Consider the following 20128-nt stretch of genomic DNA (forward strand, 5'->3'; position numbering starts at 1 on the left):
CTCGTTCATTGACGAATGATTACTGCGCTGAGGTTGTCGCGCGCAGGGCCATCCATGGCCAGCTCGAATAATTTCTGCAACGCCAGGCTGACCGAGGGCTGACTCAGTCCGCGGCCGATGGTGTCGGTCGTCATCTCTTGGTACAGCCCATCGCTGCACAGCAACAGCGTGTCGCCGGGGTAGACGGTGAACTCCACCAGATCCAGTGTCAGGGTCTCGTTGGCCCCAACTGCCCGGGTCAACGCGCGAGCCGAGGGATGTTGGGCCGCTTTAGCAGGATCCATACGGCCCTCCTGCATTAATTCCTCGTAAAACGAGTGATCGCGGGAAAGCTGAAACAGGGTGCCGCCGCGCCAGAGATAACACCGACTGTCGCCTGCCCACAGACACACGGCATGGTCGCCTTCAATCAACAGAACGACGGCGGTGCTGCCTATCACCGGATCCGGCTGCTCAGCTGTGACCGTCAGTTCCTGAGTAAGTCTGCGGTTAAGCAGGTGAAGGCAACGCCGGACATCCTTTACGCGCTGATCCATGGTGCCCTGTACAGGCAGCTCCGCCAGATGCTCAACGATGAGCCGACTGGCAAGGGCGCCATTCTGGTGCCCGCCCATGCCATCGGCAACGGCCCACAGTCGTTTGTCTGCTAGCGCCAGAAACGCATCCTCATTGCGCGCGCGGACCTTTCCGGTGTGGGTTCGCCCGGCGCTTCGCCATGGGAAGTCAGGTGCCACTATCAAAGCCTCGCGGGCAGATTGAAGGCGCGCAATGAGCCGGTCTCGAACGGATTGGGCGAACGTTGACTGTGCAACAGATAGTTTGCCCGCAGCCCGCTCAGGTCTGCTTTTAGCATCAGAACATCCCGATCGGTGTGCTTGCCTACTTCGACCTTGTCCAGCATGCGGAACAGTGACCAGGTGCCACTCTTTTCATCGAGGCTCACGCGGCGTCCGCCAAGGTCTTCCAGCTGCAGGGTCACGCGGCCATCCTCGGTCTGCGCTGGCCATTGGAAGGCGGTCTGCATGATAGGGCCGTGACGGTACTCCATCTGCTGACTGCCGAAGCGGAAGCTGGCGCGGCCGAGACTTGAATCGAGTGAGTAGGGCTCAAGCTTGAACAGGATCTGAGGCTCGTTCGGATTCTCCGCAAAAAAGCTTTTGCGAATGGTCAGAATATTGCCCATCTGTGCAAGAAACTGACGCGACATGGGCATGCCTCTGCCGTCGATCTGGCGCACACGGTAGGTTCCGTTGGCATCGCTCAGGAAAGATTTCAGGTAGCGTTCATAGAAGCTGTCGGCAATCCCCTGGGCTCGGAAGAATTCGCGGAAGTCCGTCAGTGCGACGTCACTTTCACTCTGCGTGTTGAATGGATAGCGCTGGTGCAGCGAATCGTTGTACGCCGCGTAAAGCTCGCTGCGGTAACGCTGGTTGAGGAAGCTGTGTGCATCTGCCAGAACCATCATCCAGCTATCTGCCGCCAGGGCCTCAAACCATTTGCCGACGGGCTGGGGTAGAGGCGCGGCGCTGGCGCGGACCTGGTTGATGGCGTCACGCCGACCATCCATCCGGGCCCGTGCCATGTCGAAAGCAGCCTGTTCGGGCACGCTGGCCTGAGCCAGGCTGGTCAGTTGAAGCTGCAAGGCATCCACTGCCTGCAGGCTGCTCGCCAGTTCCGGTGCTGGCCCACCATTGTCATCAAGTAACCGGTGTAAAGGCTCGAAACGTCGTTCCAATGTCTTGCGAGCGTTCTCCGCTTGCAACAGATTGACCTTGGCTTGCAGCGAATCGGCCGTTTCCGGTGCGTCGCTGAAGGACGTGTTTTCCCTGACCTGCAACAGCAGCTGGAGGATGGGGGAATTGGAAGCGGTTAGCCTGGCCAGTTGCAGAGAGCCCTGCGCGGTATCGCCAAGCGGCTCCAGATGTAACCTTGCCAGCGCGTCCGTCCAGTAACCCGCGTAGTCCTGGAAATACAGCTCTTCCATTTCGACCATCAGGCGATTGAGATCATTGCGGCTCAGTGTATCGCTGCCGCCCAGCACCCAATTATCACGCAGGATATTCTTGACCAGATCGCCGCCCTGGGCCACGAACATGCTGTCGTATCCCCGTTTGGTATAGAATCCCGGGATGATGTTATTACTGCTGGTCAGTAGGGCGGCTTGCGGCCCCAGATGTTGTTCCAGCCGGTAGTCAGGCAGATTGCGTGCCTGTTCGCGCAGCATTCGGTAAACCACAGCGGCGAGTGATTCGCTACGCAACTGTTGTCTGGCATCAGCAACCAGTCGGTTGTCCAACGCGTAGGGTCTGAAGGAGCCGTCCAGTAAACGGCTGAAGTGGGCAGTCAAACCATGCTGGGCTTCGCTGTTGCCGGCGTAGCGCAGGGACCAGTCTGCGGCCATCCACTCCTGCAGGTATTTGGCGTCACGCCGACCTTCAAGATTGAGCATCAGATAGGCGCGCAGGCTGGCCAGAAGCCCCTCGCGATTATCGAGACTGGCGCGTATCTGCTCCTCAATCTGCCGTGCCACGCGGGGTAGCAACACGGACTCGAGATCATCCCGATAGGTGCGGTAAACGATGCTGTTTACCGGTTCCCCCTGATAGAGCCCGCCACGCTGGAACCAGCCGACGTCTTCGCTTGGCGGAAAGACCTGGGTTGCGGCGTAGCTTGTATCCAGCGTGTCCAGGGCAGCCAGTGCATCCTGCTCATCCCTGGCCTGTTGGCGCTGGTCCTGGAGCTCCTGCGCCAGGTCCCGCAGTTTTTCCAGACGGTCATGATTGCTCGAAAAACTCATGGCCCAGCTCAAGCCGAAAACAGCAAGACATATCACCGCAGCGGCGTACAGCGAGCGCTGACCCCAGCCGATGCGCTTCAACTCGCGGTCATCCAGGCCTGCAAGCTCGGCTTCCGGGAATATCACCTTGCTCATGAGATTGTGGATAAAGCGCGCACGGCCGTTGCGGAAAGTCGGCAAATCATTGCCCGCGGGCCCCAGGTTGCGCCCGATGCTGGCGGTAAGCGGATCCAGGCCATGCTGCAGCTCCGGCGCGCTGGTCAGATAAAAGCCGCGTAACTGGCTGGCACGCTGATAACGATTGCCGGCGAATGCCAGCTCGATGAACAGGCTCAGCGGCTCGCCGATCTGGCTCAGCTGATGCGGGAAATCCATGATGCGGCCGCGGCGCTGATGGTCGCGCTCCTGATGCATCCGCATGATGACCTGACTGTTGAGCTGATGCAGCAGCTCTTCGAATTCCCGGCGGACGACCTGAGTATCGGTGCCGTCCTGCTCCTTGCGGAAGCTGGTACCGAATACCTGGTCACTGTCCTCACGGCTCAACTGATCGAAAAATTCGTCAAAACCGGCGATGCGGTCAGCCTTGCTGAGCACCAGATAGACCGGCACCTCTACCCCGAGGCGTTGATTGATATCGTGCAGACGCTGTCGAGTCTGCCGGGCGAGGATTTCCAACTCTTGTTCGCTGGCTTGCAACAGCTGTTCGACCGGAACATTCACCAGCACGCCGTTAAGCGGGCGAGGGCGGCGGCGACGCAACAGGCCGAGCAGGGTTTGCCAACCCATACCGTCGATGTCTTCGGCCGGCTGGCTGAGGTATCGTCCGGCCGTGTCGATGAGCACGGCGTGCTCGGCAAAATACCAGTCCGCATAACGGGTGCCGTTGATTTCACGGGTAAGGCGCTGCTGGCCGGTCTGGTTGAGCGGAAATTCCAGACCTGAGAAATCCAGCAAGCTGGTCTTGCCGCTGCCTTCCGGGCCAATGAGCAAATACCAGGGCAATTCGTTGCGCCAGCGCTCGCTGCGTCCCTGGTAGAGGTTCGATCGGCGCAGGGTACGAAGAGCGCTCTTGAATCGGCTATGTAGCTCTACCTGCTCTTCAACGATCAACCCTTCCCGGCGCAGACGTTCCTGTGCGTCCTCATCGTCCTCGTCTGCTTTCTTCTGTTGGGCTGCTTTCCAGCTGAAGAACACCATCGACAGACCCCAGATCAAAAACAGCAGGCTGATGGTCACCAGACGGCTGCTGGCGGATGCCCAGAACTTGTTGTCATTGACTGCCAGCAGTGGGCCGACGAACCAGACCAGTGCCGCCAACGCGAGTACCAGACATAGGCTCAAGGCCCAGCCGCGACGCAGCAGCTGTGGAAGCCGCGATAGCTGGTTGAGCTGCGCGAAGCGGGCAAAGCGAAACAGTTGCGATTTCATGTCAGTTCATCCCTGAAAACGGCGTGACGATCGGAGCAGCATCCTGCTGTTCAAAAGGTTGTAGTACAGCGCTGCGCTGTTCGCTGAGCACCCAGCTGAAGCCAGTAAACAGCGTCACCAGGCATACCGCCGTGAATAGCACGACCAGCCACCAGGGCACGATACGGATCAGGTTGCGGCGTGCATCCTTGAGGCCTTCCCAATGGGGCGAGATATCGCGGGGTACGTCGCCACGGATCTGGTGGATCTGGCGATACAGGCTGTCACGGATGACCTCCAGTTCCATCATGCCGCGTGGCATGACGCGGTACTTGCCTTCAAAGCCGAGTGAGATACACAGGTACATCAGCTCAAGCATGGCAAGGTGCTTCACCGGGTTGCGCGACAGGCGCTCGAGCAGCTGAAAGAACTTCTCGCCACCAAAGGTTTCGTTATGGAAACTGCTTAGCAGGCTCATCTGCGACCATTCGCTTTCGTTACCCCAGGGCGTGGTGACAATTGCTTCATCCAGGGCGGTACAAATCACATAGCGCGCGGCCATGACTTCGGTGCTTTCGGCGCCGCTCTGCAGGGCGCGGTGCTCGAACAACTTGATCTCGGCACTGAGACGATCCTTCAGCGCGTGCAAGTCTTCTCGCTCGTAGCTGTGTTTGAGCCGCACCACCTCAGAGAGCAATCCGGAAGCCATCGCGACCAGCGGATTCAGGCTGAAGTTGTAGCTCTCGGCAGGGCGAATCCGCGCTGCATAGATCATGCGTTGCTCGAGTTTCTCGTACTTCGGCGGGGCGTCGAAATCGGTCAATGGGGTCTGCGCTGGAAGGTTGCCGTTGCGATTGAGAATGACGGTCTGGTCGTCCTGGCGGTAATCCATTTCGTTGTTCATGTTATTGATTCCTTATCGCCCAGAATTTCAGCTCGAGTGCGGAGAACTCGCCCGACACGTGGAATGCAAAGCCCCCGGAGCGCTCGAGCTGCGCCAGATCTTCCGAGCCGAGCTCCAGCGCAAAGTAGGTTTTGCCGGCATGGAAAGGAATCTGGCGCGGCGCGACTGGTAACGGCTTGACCTTGATGCCTGGCAAATGCAGGTTGACCAGCTGACGAATTCGCTCGACCGGGCCGATCTTCAGATGCGCCTGCAGACGTTTGCGTAGTTCCTCCGAATCACATTGCGCGCTGGCGGCCAGTACAAACGAGGCCGAGCCCAGCAACTTGTGGTCGTGCAATGGGGAGACCTGAATACCGTATTGACGTTGCTGCAGCGGTAGTTCGACGGCGTGCTGCTCTAGCACCATCGACAGCACCTGGCGAATCGCATCGAGCAACTTCCGGAAGCTCGAGCCCTGGTCGCTATGCTGATATCGGCTATCCAGACGCGGTCGCTTGGTTTCGCTGGCAAAGGTCGACAATTCCCCAAGCAGGCCAAGTAATTCCCGATAAATCTGTTCCGGGTGGATCTGCTCGATGCTCATGTAATGCCGCAGGATGGGCTCGTAGCGGTTGATCAGCTGCAGCATCATGAAGTCGCCAAATTCGGCGCTGCCGACCTTGCCGGTGGCGCGGATACGCTCACCGAGAATGTCGCCGCGGTGGGCGAGCATGCTGATGGTTTCCTTCATGCACGATTGCAGAAAGCTGCTGGCCTGGAAGTGTATGTAAGTCGGGACGAACTCCGGATCCAGACTGATAACGCCGTCGGGGGTCGTATCCAGTACGTCGCATAACTTGAGTTTTACGTAGGCTTGATCGCTCTGCTGTTCACCTAGCAGCAGTCGAAAGTCGGGGAGTCCGCAGCTCACCTGGCTGCTGCTGGTATCGCCCGCATTGGAATCGGCTACCTCTGCGTCATATGCGGTAAAGCGCGCCAATACATCCTTTTGTTCCGGTCGACGCGTCTCGACGTGATTGCCCGTGACCAGCGGCAAGGCAAGAAATACCGGTTGGTCAGACGTGTTGGGCGGAATGTCCAGTGCCAGGGGTTCGCGCTCGGCGCCCAGATCGAACAGGCTGCCATCAGGCAGCACGCCGCTGGCATGGCTGACGACGAGCTTGCCCATGCTGAGAAACTGGTTATCTATCTCCAGGCTGAAAAAGCCCCAGGGGTAAATGTCCAAGCGCTGAGTGCGCGATTTGATCTGATTTTCAAAGTAACGATCGTTCTGCTGGAAATGTTGCGGGCGCAGCAGCATGCCTTCCTGCCAGACGACTTTCTGTGTGCTCATGGCTCAGTCCCTGCCAGCCGTGTCGCCCGAGTTCCGGATTCCGCGCTCGTCCAGATATAGCGAAACGTTGTGTTTTTTCTTCGCGCGAAGCGGAATCACGGTCTGCCATTCTCCGCCGGACAAGTCTCTATAGGCGGCCAGGATGCCCAGATAACGGCTGTCCTCTGTTACTGAGAATTTCACATTGCGGCGCTCACCTGGACGCAATTCAAGCTCCTCCAGGCGCACAAAGTCGGGCGTGAGGGTTTCGCGGGGGTGCTGATAGATTGAAAAGAAGTCAGCGTTTTCAAAAGCGACCGGATGCTTGAGTTCGATCAGATGCAGAACCACCGGAGAGGGGCGGCCGTTCAGGTCCGGGTTGAGCTTGTTGCTGCTTTCCAGCGACAGGTCCACCTTGGTCAGACCGGAACAGCCGCCGAGCAGGGCGAGGGCAGAAAACAAAGCGAGGGTGGCGAGGCGCGTCATGGGATTCATCCTTGAATGTCGGTGCTTAGGGTGGCGATCAGGCGGACCTGTTCTTCGTAGGCCATGGCGAAATCACGGGCAAACAGGCGCTTGCTCCATTCATCATCCCGCTGCATGGAATGATGCAGACGGCTGTAGTCGCGCCAGTTTCCGCCCGCCGTGCGCAGCAGCGACTTGTTCTCGCTTTCGAAGCGCAGAGCAAGCTGGTCGGGTGCCAGTTGATCCAGCACAGCCTTGACTACGGCGCGGCTGGCTGAGATCAGCGCGACCTGGTGAGCCTGCAAATCACGGAAAGCCAGGCTGACGGCTCTGGATGCAGGCATCTGGCCCGGCTTTGAATTGCGTAGCATGCCGGTCAGGGCTTCGCTGGTTTCGCTGGCATGTTTGAGTGGGTTGGTGTCGGCGCCCTGAACGGCGGTCAACGCCAGCCGCATTTCGCTTTTCAGATCGCTTCGGGTTTTCAGGCTCTGTTGCAGACCAGCGATGCTTTGCTTGAGCAACTTGGCCGCAGCGACCGCAAGGGCCTCTTTTTCTTCGTCGTCCAGATCATCCAGGTCGACGCCAAGCGCATCGCTGTATCGCTCCCAGAAGCGCGACGGCATGCGTGACGGTGGTGGAGGTGTCTCGGGCTGCGGTGCGGGGACCGGTGCGGCGACCATCTCCGGGACCAGCAGGCTTTCCATATCGATGCGAGCATAGTCCTGTTGAGCATCATCCTCGGGGGAGGGGATGTCGAACAGATCCAGATCGCTCTTCTGCACATAGGCGCTTTCCTGTTGGTCGAGCGCGTTCAGAGGATCGAGATCCAGGAATGCATCGTCGGGAATAATGCTGCCTGACGCTTCGGGGCGGCCGAGGTCGGATTCGTATACCGCAGGATCCTGAATCAGGCGCGCGCGGATTTCGAATTCGCCAAAGTTATAGACGGTTCCATGTTCGATGCGATGAGGTTCGTTTTTGAGTAATCGGACACCAGAGTCCCGTATGCTGATTCCGTTGCTACTGGTGTCCGTCAGATGAAAAGCGCCGTTCTCGAACGTAACCAGCGCGTGGCGGCCCGATACAACGCGATTTCGGTCAGGAATAACCCAGTCGCAACCGTCGGCCCGACCGATAATCCCGCCAGCTTTCTTGAAGGTCATGGTGGCCGGAAAACCAGCGGTAAATTGCTGGGCGCTGACCACATCGAATACCAATTCCATGGTTTCCTACTCCTTACGCTTAACTGCTGCGCTGTACCGTTTGCGACTCTCCGAGGGGGCGATAGTCGTCATCGTTGAATCTGTGATTGCTGCAACCGGCGAGGGCTATGCTCATGGCGAGTAAAACAGCGATACTGCGTCCGTTTGTTTCTCTGATTCTTTCTCTCAACATGCTCGATTGCTCTCCAAAGCTTGTTGTTGACTGATTAATGCGAGGTGCGACGTGTGGGAAATAGCTTTCCTGCAGTCGGGTGACAGGCCCAGTTATTGACCGCAAGGGTGCTGGCCTGGACCGCAATGCCGGGCCAGGAGATAACCGGTTCTAAAGTGCTATTGGTAAGCATGATTCCTGAAGAACATAGAAATCGAAGCGATAGGCGCCGGCGGGAAAAAGAAGGCGTAGAAGAATCGCTGGTCAATAAAACGCGAGAGGCGTTTGAAACCCTTGGCACTACATCCGTGTTCATAGCCAGGCTCATGGCTCGTACTTCCCTGTCAGGGGAGGCCGGGGCTGGCCATCCCAAAGTCCATTGCGCGAATAATCGTCGTGGCCCAATAGTACTTTTTAAGTGACCTCAGCCATACAGAGTCAGACCGTCTCCAGCCCTAGCCTGAGACCCTTGTCGCATATTCCAAACCTCAAGCGCCCACAATTGCCAAAGAGTACCGATATACGAATCTTGGTCGTGGCTTAGCCCGATAAACGTTAAATGGCCCGTCGGCCTTCAGTTCGTTCGTGGGTTTCGCTCAGCCTGTTTCGTTGGGCAAGGCAGTGCAGAAGGTTGCCTCGTGGGCGCGGCAGCGTGGTTATTTCTGACGGATAAGAGGGTGGAATCCAGTTGCCGGAGAGGTGCGGGCTTGTGCGGAAGACGCAGCAGCCAAAAATACGGGGAGTCGCGCTCTGAGCATGTCGAAAATCCCCGTCTCAGTTTCGCCCTTTACCATGAGCCGAAGGGGATTCCGAACTTATTCACATAAGTCTGAGATTCGGGGCGTAGTTTTGCGGCATAAACGCCATTCATTTTGCCCAAGTAGGGCCCGCGCGTAACTACTTTTCCTGCGACACGGGCGACTTCGATAGACGTCAGGCAGGGGCCTCCAACCCATGCTTTTGCTATGCCTCCAGGTGCTAAGCCTACGGTTAACACCTTGCGGTGATCGGTTACTTGTTTACTAAGAGGTCTGCAATACACTTCTTCGCTTTCAACCATGAGTGCTCGGATTTCTGGTGTAACCTCAATGTAAACGTCGTACGTTTGAGGTTCTGCCAGTGATTGCCAACGGACGTAAATAAGTTTTGGAAGTCGCGCTCCGGTGACGTGCTTGCCTTTCCCCATACCAGGGTGCTCGGGCCAGCCCTTCGGGTTACCGCGGTTTTCAGGAGGGGTTTGGATAGCGGCAATGCCGCTCATAGCCTGTCGGTACAGGTGCTCGTCGACATCTACGACATCAGCGGTCTCAATCCAGACTTCCATATAGCTAGGCGCAAAGAAGCCCAGGAACCATGCGTCGTAGGGGAGAGGCTTGGCGAATCCAGAGGTACAACCGCTGATCATTAAACCTGTCAGCAGCGCAACGATTCGAGTTTTAATCATAACGATGTACCGTGCGCTCGTTGCCCTTCGCGGGGCGGTTGATGAACAATAAAGAAATACTGCTGTTGTTCCAGCCATTGGCAGCATTCCAATTGGCCGATTGATGAATATAACGCCTGTATAACAATGCTTCCTCTTCGTCCGTTAGCGCTAGATGAGCTGACTCCCCTGAGGCATATCTCAAAATCTTCACGTAAATCGGCTCCAGTTTTGGTGGGAGAGCAAGGTGTGGAATGGCGGGAATACTATCCAGCGGCACGCCTTCTCTGCTAGCCAGCTCGCGCATCACTCGAAAATAGACAAGGGAAAGAGCGCCCGAGACTTTGCGCTCGCTTTTTATAGCGCAAAATACTTGTTTCTCGGGGTAGAGGTCACGCCGGCGATTGAAGGGACGATCTATTGACCAACTTTCGATTGAAATTCCGGTTCCATAACGCTGAAGCTGCACGAGTCTTTCGTTCAGCTCAGTATTCGTTGAAATGCATGCATTGGTCTCTTCATTGGGTGTGGTACGTCTTACCAAGCTGCTTCTCGGACGACTCAGGAGAACTTTCTCTACGGCTTCGGGCATATAGCCGCCACCGATATCGGAATGGGCCCCGGGCAACACTATGTCTGCCGTTGCTGCACTATTAAGCGAGAAGTTATGTCGATGCTCATCGCGAGCTACAAGCTGTACAACCTTCTCCGCGACGCCTGATGCTAGCTTCAGGTTGACCCCTGAGTTTCTGTGGTTATGGGGGCTAAGATCCATCAGGCCCGGAGAAACGATGCCTGCAACTGTATCGAAAAGACCCACAAAGCCTATCTGTACATCGGTACCGACGCGCCATTGGAATGAAGGATATAACGCGCCAGAACCCGGCGGTAATGCAGCGGCGATCAAGCTATCAACGCCTTTCAATACTTCATTGACGAAATCCCGTGCCGCGGCCGCACCTCGACTAAAACCGAAGACGTCGAATTCGATACGCTCAATTCGGATGTGTGGGCTCTGCGAGGCGAAAAAACTCAAAGCCTCAACAATTCTTCTAGGACTTGCTTCTACTCTTTCTCGAACTCCCGTCTGCCCACGTCCAGTTCCTAGACCGTAGAGAGAATCGGAACCACCGCTGCGTGTGCCTATGCCCTCCAAATAAACAGGGAGGGACGCCTGCTTAGCGTCAGGCGCTAGCTTCTGATGGGAGTCGTCTCGATAAATAGCGTATAACCGTGCCACATTTGTCAAGTCGTTGCCGTAACTATTGTCAGGCGAGCTTCCCTGTCCATCAAAGCCGTGAGCGGCACAGTGTTGGCGAATCTCTTCGGCTATATTTTCGAGGCCGACATCTTCAGCTCGACATCCAGCGACGCTTTCGCTGTTGTCCTTGTTGTTTCCGGTGCCATCGAAGAATACGCCGATTCTCAAGGTAATTAGTTGCGTGAGAGGTAGCTCGGTTTCTTCTTCCTCTTCTTCATCCTCGATCGTTTCGGCTTCGATGACAGGGGTGACCCGCATATCAAGCTCTGGTTCAGGGAACTTGGCGGAAGGGTTGGCCTTTGCCAGGATGCGACCTGGCTGATCGGCCGCAGCCATGAAGGGTAGCGTTGCCCCCAGAGCGCCGATCCTTGCTCCGTTACTCGCGCTGCCGCCCGAATTGATCTTGATGCTCCCGCCATTAAGCGTCACGCCACTGGGATCGAGCTTGACGAAACTCCCGCCACCCTTGGCGGTGAGTTCCATGCCGGCATCGATCACTAGTGTGTCCCCGGCGTAGTAATGGATTTCGTGGCCGGTCTCGATAAGCTGAGCAGTGCCGATTTTGACGTGTTGAGTGCCGCCGACTGTCAGATGGTCATCAGCCTTGATTTCCGTCCTGCGGTCGCCGTGAGTGGTGTGATGTTCTTCGGCGAGCAGTTCGGTGTAGCTGTTGGCTTCGACGCGGTCGTGGCGTTCGTTGCCGACGCGGATGCTCTGGTTGTGCTGAATGTTCTGATCCCAGTCGCGCTGGGCGTGGATGAAGATCTGTTCTTCATCCTTTTTGTCTTCAATGCGCAGTTCGTTGAAGCCTTCACCGCCGGGGCTGCTGAGTGTCTTGAAAACGCTGCGGGTCTTGTTGGCGGGCAAATCGTAGGGGACCTGATGCTCTTTGTGATACAGGCAGCCGGTGACTAATGGCTGATCCGGATCGCCTTCGAGGAAGGAGACCAGCACTTCCATGCCGACGCGGGGAATCGCAATGCCGCCGTAGCGGTCGCCTGCCCAGCTGCCGGCGACGCGTAACCAGCAACTGGTCTTGTCATTGGCCTGGCCGTGGCGGTCCCAATGGAACTGGACCCTGATGCGACCGTATTGATCGCAGTGAATTTCTTCGCCTTGCGGGCCGGTTACAACTGCGGTCTGGTTGCCCAGCACTTGGGGTTTGGGGTGTTCGAGTTGGGGACGATACGGCACGTCCCAGGGCGTGGCAGTGAAACGGTTGCGGTAGCCCTGGGTGAACCCATCAGCAGCCGTGACATCGCTGGTGACTGACTCTTCCAATACCTGGGGCTGTTTGCCTTCGTGATGAATCTCGGTGAGTAGCCAGAGATCGTTCCAGCTGTCGCGGCTGTGGTTGGCGAGCGGTAGAAAATGTCCGGTTACAAGCAATGGCTGGTCGCTTGTCCCTTCGGCCAGGCGGTAGTCGCTGCGGTGGCGTTCCAGGCTGCGCTGAGCCAGATGCTTGCCGCGTTCGCGGTCGGTAAAGCGGCCGGGGTAGTCATAGTCTTCCAGATCCGGGGCGGCTGTGCCCCGCGCGGCGCTCTCCAGTTGCAGGCGGGGCTTCTCGAAATTGTAATCGCGGCGGGTTACCCGACTTGGGCGGGTTTCCAGGCGCAGGGCGAAGCGTTTGATAACCGGCTCATCCGCCACCATGCCGTTGCCCTGTTCGAAGCGGGTCGGTGCCAGCTTGGGAAAAGAGGTCTGGTCGTCGCCAAAAACGATGGTGTGGCTCTCATTTGAGTGTTCGAAGTGGTAGTGAATCCCTTCTTCTTCACATAAGCGCTGCAGGAAATGTAGATCGGTCTCGTCGTACTGGGTGCAGTAGTCCCGTTCCGGGTACTGGCTGCCCATCTGAAAACGGTAGGTATTGCCTTGAATGCCATGCTCTTCGAGCATCTGCGCGATGATCTGCGGTACGGATAGATGCTGGAAGATGCGCTGATTGGTGCGGTGTGCCAGGTAGGCCAGTTGCGGCACCAGGGTAATGCGGTAGCGCGTCAGGCGTTTGCCGGCTTCACCCTGGGCGATGCTGTGGATCAGGCCATGAACGCCGCTGCCATCGGCAGCAAAAGCGAGAAAGGCGGGCTTGTGCAGGAAGCCTTCGATGTCCAGGTCAGGCGTTTCGCTGACCAGATCCAGTTCGAAGCGATAGGGTCGGCACAGGGCTTCGTGGCCGGTGAACTCAAGGACCTTGAAGTCGTGCTCGGTGCCATCGATGGTCAGGTTGAAGTGCGCTTCATTACCTGGACTGAACATGGAATCTCTCCTTGGTTTTGAGCTCGGCAGGGTTGATGTTCAGCCGTTGCATGCGGTACAGCAGGGTGCGCCGCGGCAGGCCCAATTCGCTGGCGGCGCTGGTCTGGTTGCCCTGATTCTTGCGCAGGCAATCCATCAGCAGGTTGCGCTCAACCTGTTCCAGACGTTCGCGCAGAGTCAGTACGTTCTGGGTCGGCTCACTGGGCTGAAGGTTGAAATGCTCGGGCAATAACAAGTTGCCCTCGCAGAGCAGTACCGCACGCTCGACCAGCCCTTTTAGCTCACGCACGTTGCCGGGAAATCCGTAGGCGGCAATTTGTTGCAGAGCCGCGTCTGACCAGTCGCAGGGATCGCGCTGCAGAAACCGGCAGGCCTTGTCGGTGAAATGCCGTGCCAGGCGCAGAATGTCTTCGCTGCGCTCGCGTAACGGCGGCAATTCAATAGGGAAATGCGAAAGCCGGTAGAACAGGTCCTCACGGAATCGGCCCTGATCGGCCAGTGCCCGCAGGTCGCAATGGGTTGCGGCAAGAATGCGTACATCGACCCTGTGTGTTTCGTTGCTGCCCAGCGGCCGGACTTCGCCTTCCTGCAAAACGCGCAGCAGTTTGGCTTGCAAAGTCAGCGGCATATCGCCGATTTCATCGAGGAACAGGGTGCCGCCATCCGCTTCGTCGAACAGCCCCTTGCGATCCCGATCGGCACCGGTGAAGGCACCTTTGCGGTAGCCGAACAGTTCGCTCTCAAGCAGGTTTTCCGGCAGGGAGGCGCAGTTCTGCACCACGAAGGGTTTGCTACGGCGGAAGCCGAAGTCATGGATTGCACGGGCCACCAGCTCCTTTCCTGTGCCGGTCTCGCCGGTCAGCATGACGTTCACCGGGTTGTGCAACACCTTGCTGATCAGTTTGTATACAGCGAGCATGCGCGGGCTATCGCCGATCAGACCGTAACCACTGGCGGAGGGCGGGCTGTTCTGCATCTCGCTGGACTGCTCGGGCTGCGGTACGCCGAGGCGATGCAACACATGCAGCTGCGCCAATATGCAATTGCCCAACAATGCCAGCGAATCGGTAAAGCGCTTCAGATCGCAGGCGCTGCGGCTGGCGACCAGCAACAGACCACCGACGTGCTTGTGTTCGTTGAGCAACGGCAAACACAGCAGACCGCGCCAGGCATCAGCTGTACACGGCAGGAAGTTGATGTCATGAATGCTGCGATCCAGCCCGGCGAGAGACACCACCTGGTTCTGGCACAGGCTGTATTGCAGCAGTTGTTCCGCGTGGTAATCACTGGGCAGGCTGGCGGAAACGACTGGCTGCCTTGAGCCGTCCATCCATTCGGCGGTGAGGTATAGCCGGGTATGGGTGTCGTCCAGCAGATACAGTTGACTCAGCTCGCAACCGGCCAACTCGGCCGCCGCTTCGACCAGACCATCAAGCAGGGCGCCACGATTGGCCCGGCCGCTTAGATCGGCAAGGCGCGCAAGGAGGGCTTCTGCATACTGCAGCGGTTGCTGGATCTGGCTGAACATGGCCGAAGCCTCAGGCGAATTCACAGCTGACTGCTCCCTGTTCGTCGATCGTGGCGTGAACACTTCTCAGTGTTTCGCCCGCAGCCATGGCCGCGAGCAGGCGATCCACCGCAAGGGGTTGCAGATGCCTGTCGATAAGGTGATCGATCAGACGGGCACCGCTCTCGCTGCTGCCACAGCGCAGGGCGAAATGGTCTACCAGTTTGTCGCAGTGAGTGAATGCGAGCTGGCGCTGCTGCAGACGCTCACCGAAGCGTGCCAGCTTGAGCCTGATCAGCTCTTGCAGCACGTCGCCATCGACGGGGTAATAGGGCACGATGGTCATGCGTGCCAGCAATGCGGGCTTGAAGTGATGACTCAAGGCGGGGCGGATCGCCTGTTCCAGATCAGTTGCTGAGGGGCGCTGATCCTGGTTGCACAGGCTGGCAATGCGATCGCTGGCCAGGTTTGAGGTCATCAGAATCAGCGTATTGCGGAAGTTTATTTCCCTGCCTTCGCCATCATTGGCCACGCCCTTGTCGAAGATCTGGTAGAAGACGTTGAGCACGTCCGGGTCGGCTTTTTCGACTTCGTCGAGCAAAATCACCGAGTAGGGCTTTTGTCTGACGGCCTCGGTCAACATGCCGCCTTCGCCATAGCCCACATAGCCCGGCGGTGCACCCAGCAGGCGCGAGACGCTGTGCTTTTCCTGAAACTCGGACATGTTGATGGTGGTGAGGAAGCGTTCGCCGCCATACAACAGGTCAGCCAGCGCCAGCGCTGTTTCGGTTTTGCCCACGCCGCTGGGGCCTACCAATAGAAAAACACCTGCCGGGGCATCAGGCTTGCTGAGTCCGGCTGCGCTGGCACGCATGGCTCTGTCCAACGCCTCCACAGCCTGCTCCTGGCCACGCACCCGGGCCCGAAGATTTTCTGCGAAAGCGCTGACGCTGGCGTTATGTTCGCGGGCCAGCTGTGCCAGCGGAATGCCGGTCCAGTGGCTGATGACTTCCGCGACCAGGCGCGGACACACTTCATGGCTGACCAGCCGTGCACTGGCCTGCGCCTCGAGTAACGCCTGGCGGGTGTCACGCAGAGCATCACCCAGCTCGCAGAGGGATTCGTCCGTTGGCTGGGTTGAATCATCCCGCGTAGCCGTGAGCTGCGCGTGTTGCATCCTCAGATCAAGCAGGCGTTCGGCCAGATTGCGCTGGGTTTCCCAGCGTGCGGTCAGTTCGCTCAATTGGCTCGCTGCTTCATGCAAGCGGGTCTCGAGCTGATCAAAGGCATCGGTATCGATGCTCAGACCGGCTTCGTGATCTCGGCGCAGGGCAGTCCGCTGGCGTTCACCTTCGGCGATCTCGCCGCGCAATTGTTCAACGGCTTCGGGTGCGGCTGCCAGGCCAATGCGTACGCGCGCACAGGCGGTGTCGAGCACATCGACCGCCTTGTCCGGAAGCTGTCGGCCGGCGAGATAGCGTGCGGACAATTCAGCCGCCGCGACAACGGCATCGTCTCGCAGATAGATGCCATGGCTGCGCTCGTAAACCGGTGCCAGCCCGCGCAGGATGGTGACAGCCTCGGCTACGGTTGGCTCGTGCAGTTGCACGGGCTGGAAGCGGCGTGCCAGAGCTGGGTCCTTTTCAAAATACTTTTTGTATTCGCTCCAGGTGGTCGCGGCGATGGTGCGTAGTTCGCCGCGTGCCAGGGCTGGTTTGAGCAGGTTGGCTGCATCATTACTGCCGGCCTGGCCGCCTGCGCCGATCATGGTATGGGCTTCATCGATGAACAGGATGACCGGCTTGGCTGAGGCTTTGACTTCGTCGATTACACCCTGCAGGCGGCGCTCGAATTCACCTTTGACGCTGGCGCCGGCCTGTAGCAGTCCGAGGTCGAGACACAGCAGTTCCACGCCCTTGAGCACGTCGGGCACTTCACCCGCAACGATGCGCAGTGCCAGGCCTTCGACAATGGCGGTCTTGCCGACACCGGCTTCACCCACCACGATCGGGTTGTTCTTGCGGCGCCGGGCCAGGATATCGATCATCTGGCGAATCGCGGCATCCCGGCACAGCACCGGATCCAGCTTGCCGTCCCGGGCCTGTTGCGTGAAGTTGTGGGTAAAACGTCCGAGCGCGGATTCGGAAGTGCGGGCCGGACCAGCCGTGGTTTCGGTGGACTGTTCAGAGAGCGCGAAGCTGAGCAATTGATCGATATTCAGTTGTGCGAGTAACGGTTGATAGCGGCTGCCGGCGTAACGTAATGGATTGCGCAGCAATGCCAGCAGCAGCGCGGCCTGGTCTATTTCGCCGCGGCCCAGTTCCAGATTCGCTGCGAGCAGCGCGTCCTGAAGCCATTGCACCAGCTCAACGGAGAAGACCGGATTGCCCGACTCGCTTTGCTGGGTTCGGATAGTGAGTGCCTGGGCCAGATCGGCTGCGTCTATTTGCGCGTCCTGCAGGGCCCGCAGCAGCAGACTGTCGGCCCGATCAAGCAGGCCGAGTAGCAAATCTTCTACCAGTACCTGGGTGCCGCCGCGCACGACGCAGCGCTGAGCGGCTCCTTCGAGATCAGCACGGCTGGCTGCGTCGAGTGTCTTGACCAGTTTTTGCAGGTCTACGTTGATCATTTCATCGTCCTTAATGTGTCTGTCCGGCGAGCGTGACAACCGCGTCGGCGTTCTCCAGCCCCAACCAGCTTGTCCAGCCCAGCCGGCACGGGTTCTCGGCGCCCAGGCGCAGGTCTCGTATGTCTTCCTTGCGTAACTGCAGCTGGATGTCGTAATCCAGCGGATCTCTCAGGGTAAAGCGCACCAGCGCGCAGAGTGGCTGGTAGCCGGCTCCCACTGGCAGAAATTCGTGAAAGCGCTCCCAGCTCAGCTGGCGTATGTGTACGCGAAACTTGCCGCTACGGTCGCGCACGCTGTCGCCCAGTACCAGGCTGGAGCCCAACGTACTGTTGGCGCGTCCCAGCTGATTGCGCTGTTCCGGCAGGATATCTACCCGGCGTTCCAGGCATTGCTCGATGCGCAGATCCGGGTGCTTGAAGTAGTAACGCAACACCGATTCGATCAGGGCTGCGGACTGAGCGCGCATGCTCAACAGGCCCAGATACGGCAGCAGGCGTTTCCAGTTAAGCTCGGTAGCGCTACGAATGTTGCTTCCGCCGAGGCCCATCAGGGCAAAGAGTCGTGCGGAAAACGGGTCTTGCGCGCCGGCAGTAAACCGCGCGCGGTAACGGTATTTCTGCCAGATCGGCAGCATCAGGCGTTGCAAGCGGTTGTTGAACAGGTCCAGAAATACACGCGTTGGATTGCCGTCGGGCGTCTCGCCCAATGCCTGTTCGCCATAGAAGGCCGGAATCGGTGATCCGGCGCCAAACAGACTGACCATGTTCACGCACAGGGTGGCGCGCGACTGCCCGTCCTCGGTGAAGAACTCGACGCTCTGAATGTCGCTCCCGGGGAACCCCATGCTTGGGTTCGCCCGGAATTCGAGCAGGTCATACAGCGCCTCGTCATCCAGGTCCGGATGCGCCTGGCGCAGTTGATCAAGCACCAGGAGGACGCCCTGGAACAGGCTGTACTCGCGGATACTCCTGCCTGGCAGGGTGTTCAAAGCAGGGGTTGCTGCCCCATGCGCGGCGTCCATTGGTACACTTCTCCCTGTGTGCTTTTAACGACCAGCTCGTGATAGGAATTCAGGCTGGCGTAGAGTGCAAAGAACTCATTCAGTATCGAGGCGAATACAAACAGATCGCCTTCACCCAGATACCCTTCCGGATCCATCAATAATTCCGTGCGCACCCCTCGGACCGGCAATCCGCGATGCAAACGATCGACGTGGCTGTGGCCGATATGTTTGAGGCCGCCGAGCAGGCGCTGACTGACTTTGGCTGCATGTTTGTCGTAATGGCGCGGCAGGTCGTAGGTTTCGAGAATCACCTTGAGCGCCTCGACGTTGGCCAGTGACAGATAATTCAGTGACATGTTGCTGATCAGCTTCCAGAGAAAATCCTCATGCAAGGGCGGTGCATAGCAAGGCGTCACCGCACTGATATTGCGGAACGTGAGAAATTCCGGCGTTTCCTCGCTGGGCAGGCATATATCACCGAGCGCCAGTTGACGCGGCAGATTCTGGTTGGTGCAAGTCAGCTCGATGGACAGGGTTTCGTGCTGATCAACCTGGCGCAGGCCGAAGCTGAGGTAGGTGTCCTGGTTATCACCGAGCAAGGAGGGTTGCTGGCGCAGACTGTAATGCGGGCGGGCCTGATCCACATCGAAGCTGGTGTCGTGTTCGAAGGATTCAAAGGGCACGTATTCCTCGTAGCCCATGCCGCCCGGTTTCCAGCCGGTCACCCGATCAACGGAAAACACACCGCATTGGTTGCTGCCGTAGTCGGCCGGGCGCAGCAGATACTGATCTTGGCGGCCGTCGAGGCGAATGGGCGTGGCGTCATGACTGAACAGGTTTACGATCGGTGTGCAATAGAGACGGACGTTATCCAGCGTAGGACGGATGCGTTGCAGGCTGGACTTGCGGATATCAAACCGCAGCTCCACGCCGCGCACCTGTTTGAGCACGTCCGCAGGCAGCTGACGGATACGCTCCAGGCCACCCACATCGACAAACAGGAATTTTTCCTGAAAGGCGAAGTATTCCTGCAGGTAGCGATAGCCGCGGAAGGTATTCAAAGGGTAGGGGATCAGCGCCTGGTCTTCGGCAAAACCTACCGGCGTGACCTGATCCGCTCCGATATGCAGGCTGGCCAGTGGCGCGCCGTTGGCGTCGGTGACGGGTTTGCCGGCCTTGTCCAGCAATACCAGACTGATTCCCTGAAGGTGCCGCAGCAGGCTCAAGTACAGCATCTGGCTGATATACCGCTCTCCCGCTAAATGCAGTCGCAGGCTGCGCACATTCAGATCGCCGAGGTGGCCGTCTGCGGTCATGTTCAGCCGTAGATTGAGCAACGCCCCGTCACCTTTGACTGAGTAGTCCAGCTGGCTCAGCGCCAAGGGCATGACCTCAGTGGTGTAAGTGGTGCGGAACCGGCATGTCACGCCTTCGACAGGTTTTGATTCCACCGGTGTGTCACGTTCGACCACAAGCGCGGGTCCGGCGCGTTTCAGCGGGTCAAACTGCAGCATGCTGAAGGCCGGCAGGGGCCGCATATAGTTGGGCCACAACAGATGCATCAACGAATGGGTCAGCTCTGGCAGTTCGTCATCCAGTTTCTGCCGCAACCGTCCAGTTAGAAAAGCAAAGCCTTCGAGCAGACGCTCGACATCCGGGTCGCGGCCGCTCTGCCCGAGGAACGGCGCCAGCGCGGGGCTGCGCTCGGCAAAGCGCTTGCCTTGCTGGCGCAGCGCCGATAGTTCACTCTGGTAATAGTGGTTGAATGACACGGATCAGTCCTT

Annotated in this window: 13 protein-coding genes; all 13 read right to left on the minus strand. The window is 58.4% G+C overall.

Annotation, left to right across the window (positions count from 1 at the left end; genetic code table 11):
* Positions 1 to 5 precede the first annotated feature (5 nt).
* A complete protein-coding gene (locus tag HG264_RS02780; protein WP_169406223.1) occupies positions 6 to 740 on the minus strand; it encodes a PP2C family serine/threonine-protein phosphatase in 735 nt (244 codons plus the stop codon).
* A complete protein-coding gene (gene tssM, locus HG264_RS02785) occupies positions 737 to 4228 on the minus strand; it encodes a type VI secretion system membrane subunit TssM (protein WP_169406224.1) in 3492 nt (1163 codons plus the stop codon). Before tssM ends, HG264_RS02780 begins: the two co-directional genes overlap by 4 nt.
* A gap of 1 nt (position 4229) precedes the next feature.
* Complete coding sequence (icmH, locus tag HG264_RS02790) at positions 4230 to 5111, minus strand: type IVB secretion system protein IcmH/DotU (protein WP_169406225.1); 882 nt, start codon at positions 5109 to 5111, stop codon at positions 4230 to 4232.
* 1 nt (position 5112) lies between these two features.
* Positions 5113 to 6447, minus strand: coding sequence for a type VI secretion system baseplate subunit TssK (gene tssK, locus HG264_RS02795; RefSeq protein WP_169406226.1), 1335 nt, complete (start codon positions 6445 to 6447; stop codon positions 5113 to 5115).
* Between the two features lie 3 nt (positions 6448 to 6450).
* Positions 6451 to 6912 carry a type VI secretion system lipoprotein TssJ gene (tssJ, locus tag HG264_RS02800; RefSeq protein ID WP_169406227.1) on the minus strand — a complete coding sequence of 154 codons (462 nt, stop codon included), beginning with the start codon at positions 6910 to 6912 and terminating at the stop codon, positions 6451 to 6453.
* Between the two features lie 5 nt (positions 6913 to 6917).
* A complete protein-coding gene (tagH, locus tag HG264_RS02805) occupies positions 6918 to 8114 on the minus strand; it encodes a type VI secretion system-associated FHA domain protein TagH (RefSeq protein ID WP_169406228.1) in 1197 nt (398 codons plus the stop codon).
* Positions 8115 to 8133: 19 nt separating this feature from the next.
* A complete protein-coding gene (locus HG264_RS18555) occupies positions 8134 to 8229 on the minus strand; it encodes a hypothetical protein (protein ID WP_256663842.1) in 96 nt (31 codons plus the stop codon).
* Positions 8230 to 9052: 823 nt separating this feature from the next.
* Positions 9053 to 9709: a DUF2931 family protein gene (locus tag HG264_RS02810; protein ID WP_169406229.1), complete on the minus strand. Its 657-nt coding sequence runs from the start codon at positions 9707 to 9709 to the stop codon at positions 9053 to 9055.
* Entirely contained in the window at positions 9702 to 13205 is a 3504-nt protein-coding gene (tssI, locus tag HG264_RS02815; protein ID WP_169406230.1) for a type VI secretion system tip protein TssI/VgrG, read from the minus strand. The genes HG264_RS02810 and tssI overlap by 8 nt, the downstream gene beginning before the upstream one ends.
* On the minus strand, positions 13189 to 14733 hold the full coding sequence (locus tag HG264_RS02820) for a sigma-54-dependent Fis family transcriptional regulator (RefSeq protein ID WP_169408991.1): 1545 nt from the start codon (positions 14731 to 14733) through the stop codon (positions 13189 to 13191). Before HG264_RS02820 ends, tssI begins: the two co-directional genes overlap by 17 nt.
* Before the next feature lie 10 nt (positions 14734 to 14743).
* A complete protein-coding gene (gene tssH / locus HG264_RS02825; protein WP_169406231.1) occupies positions 14744 to 17341 on the minus strand; it encodes a type VI secretion system ATPase TssH in 2598 nt (865 codons plus the stop codon).
* A gap of 10 nt (positions 17342 to 17351) precedes the next feature.
* Complete coding sequence (tssG, locus tag HG264_RS02830; protein WP_169406232.1) at positions 17352 to 18362, minus strand: type VI secretion system baseplate subunit TssG; 1011 nt, start codon at positions 18360 to 18362, stop codon at positions 17352 to 17354.
* A complete protein-coding gene (gene tssF, locus HG264_RS02835; protein ID WP_169406233.1) occupies positions 18326 to 20116 on the minus strand; it encodes a type VI secretion system baseplate subunit TssF in 1791 nt (596 codons plus the stop codon). Before tssF ends, tssG begins: the two co-directional genes overlap by 37 nt.
* Positions 20117 to 20128 lie beyond the last annotated feature (12 nt).

The organism is Pseudomonas sp. gcc21, from assembly GCF_012844345.1.
Classification (GTDB): Bacteria; Pseudomonadota; Gammaproteobacteria; order Pseudomonadales; family Pseudomonadaceae; genus Halopseudomonas.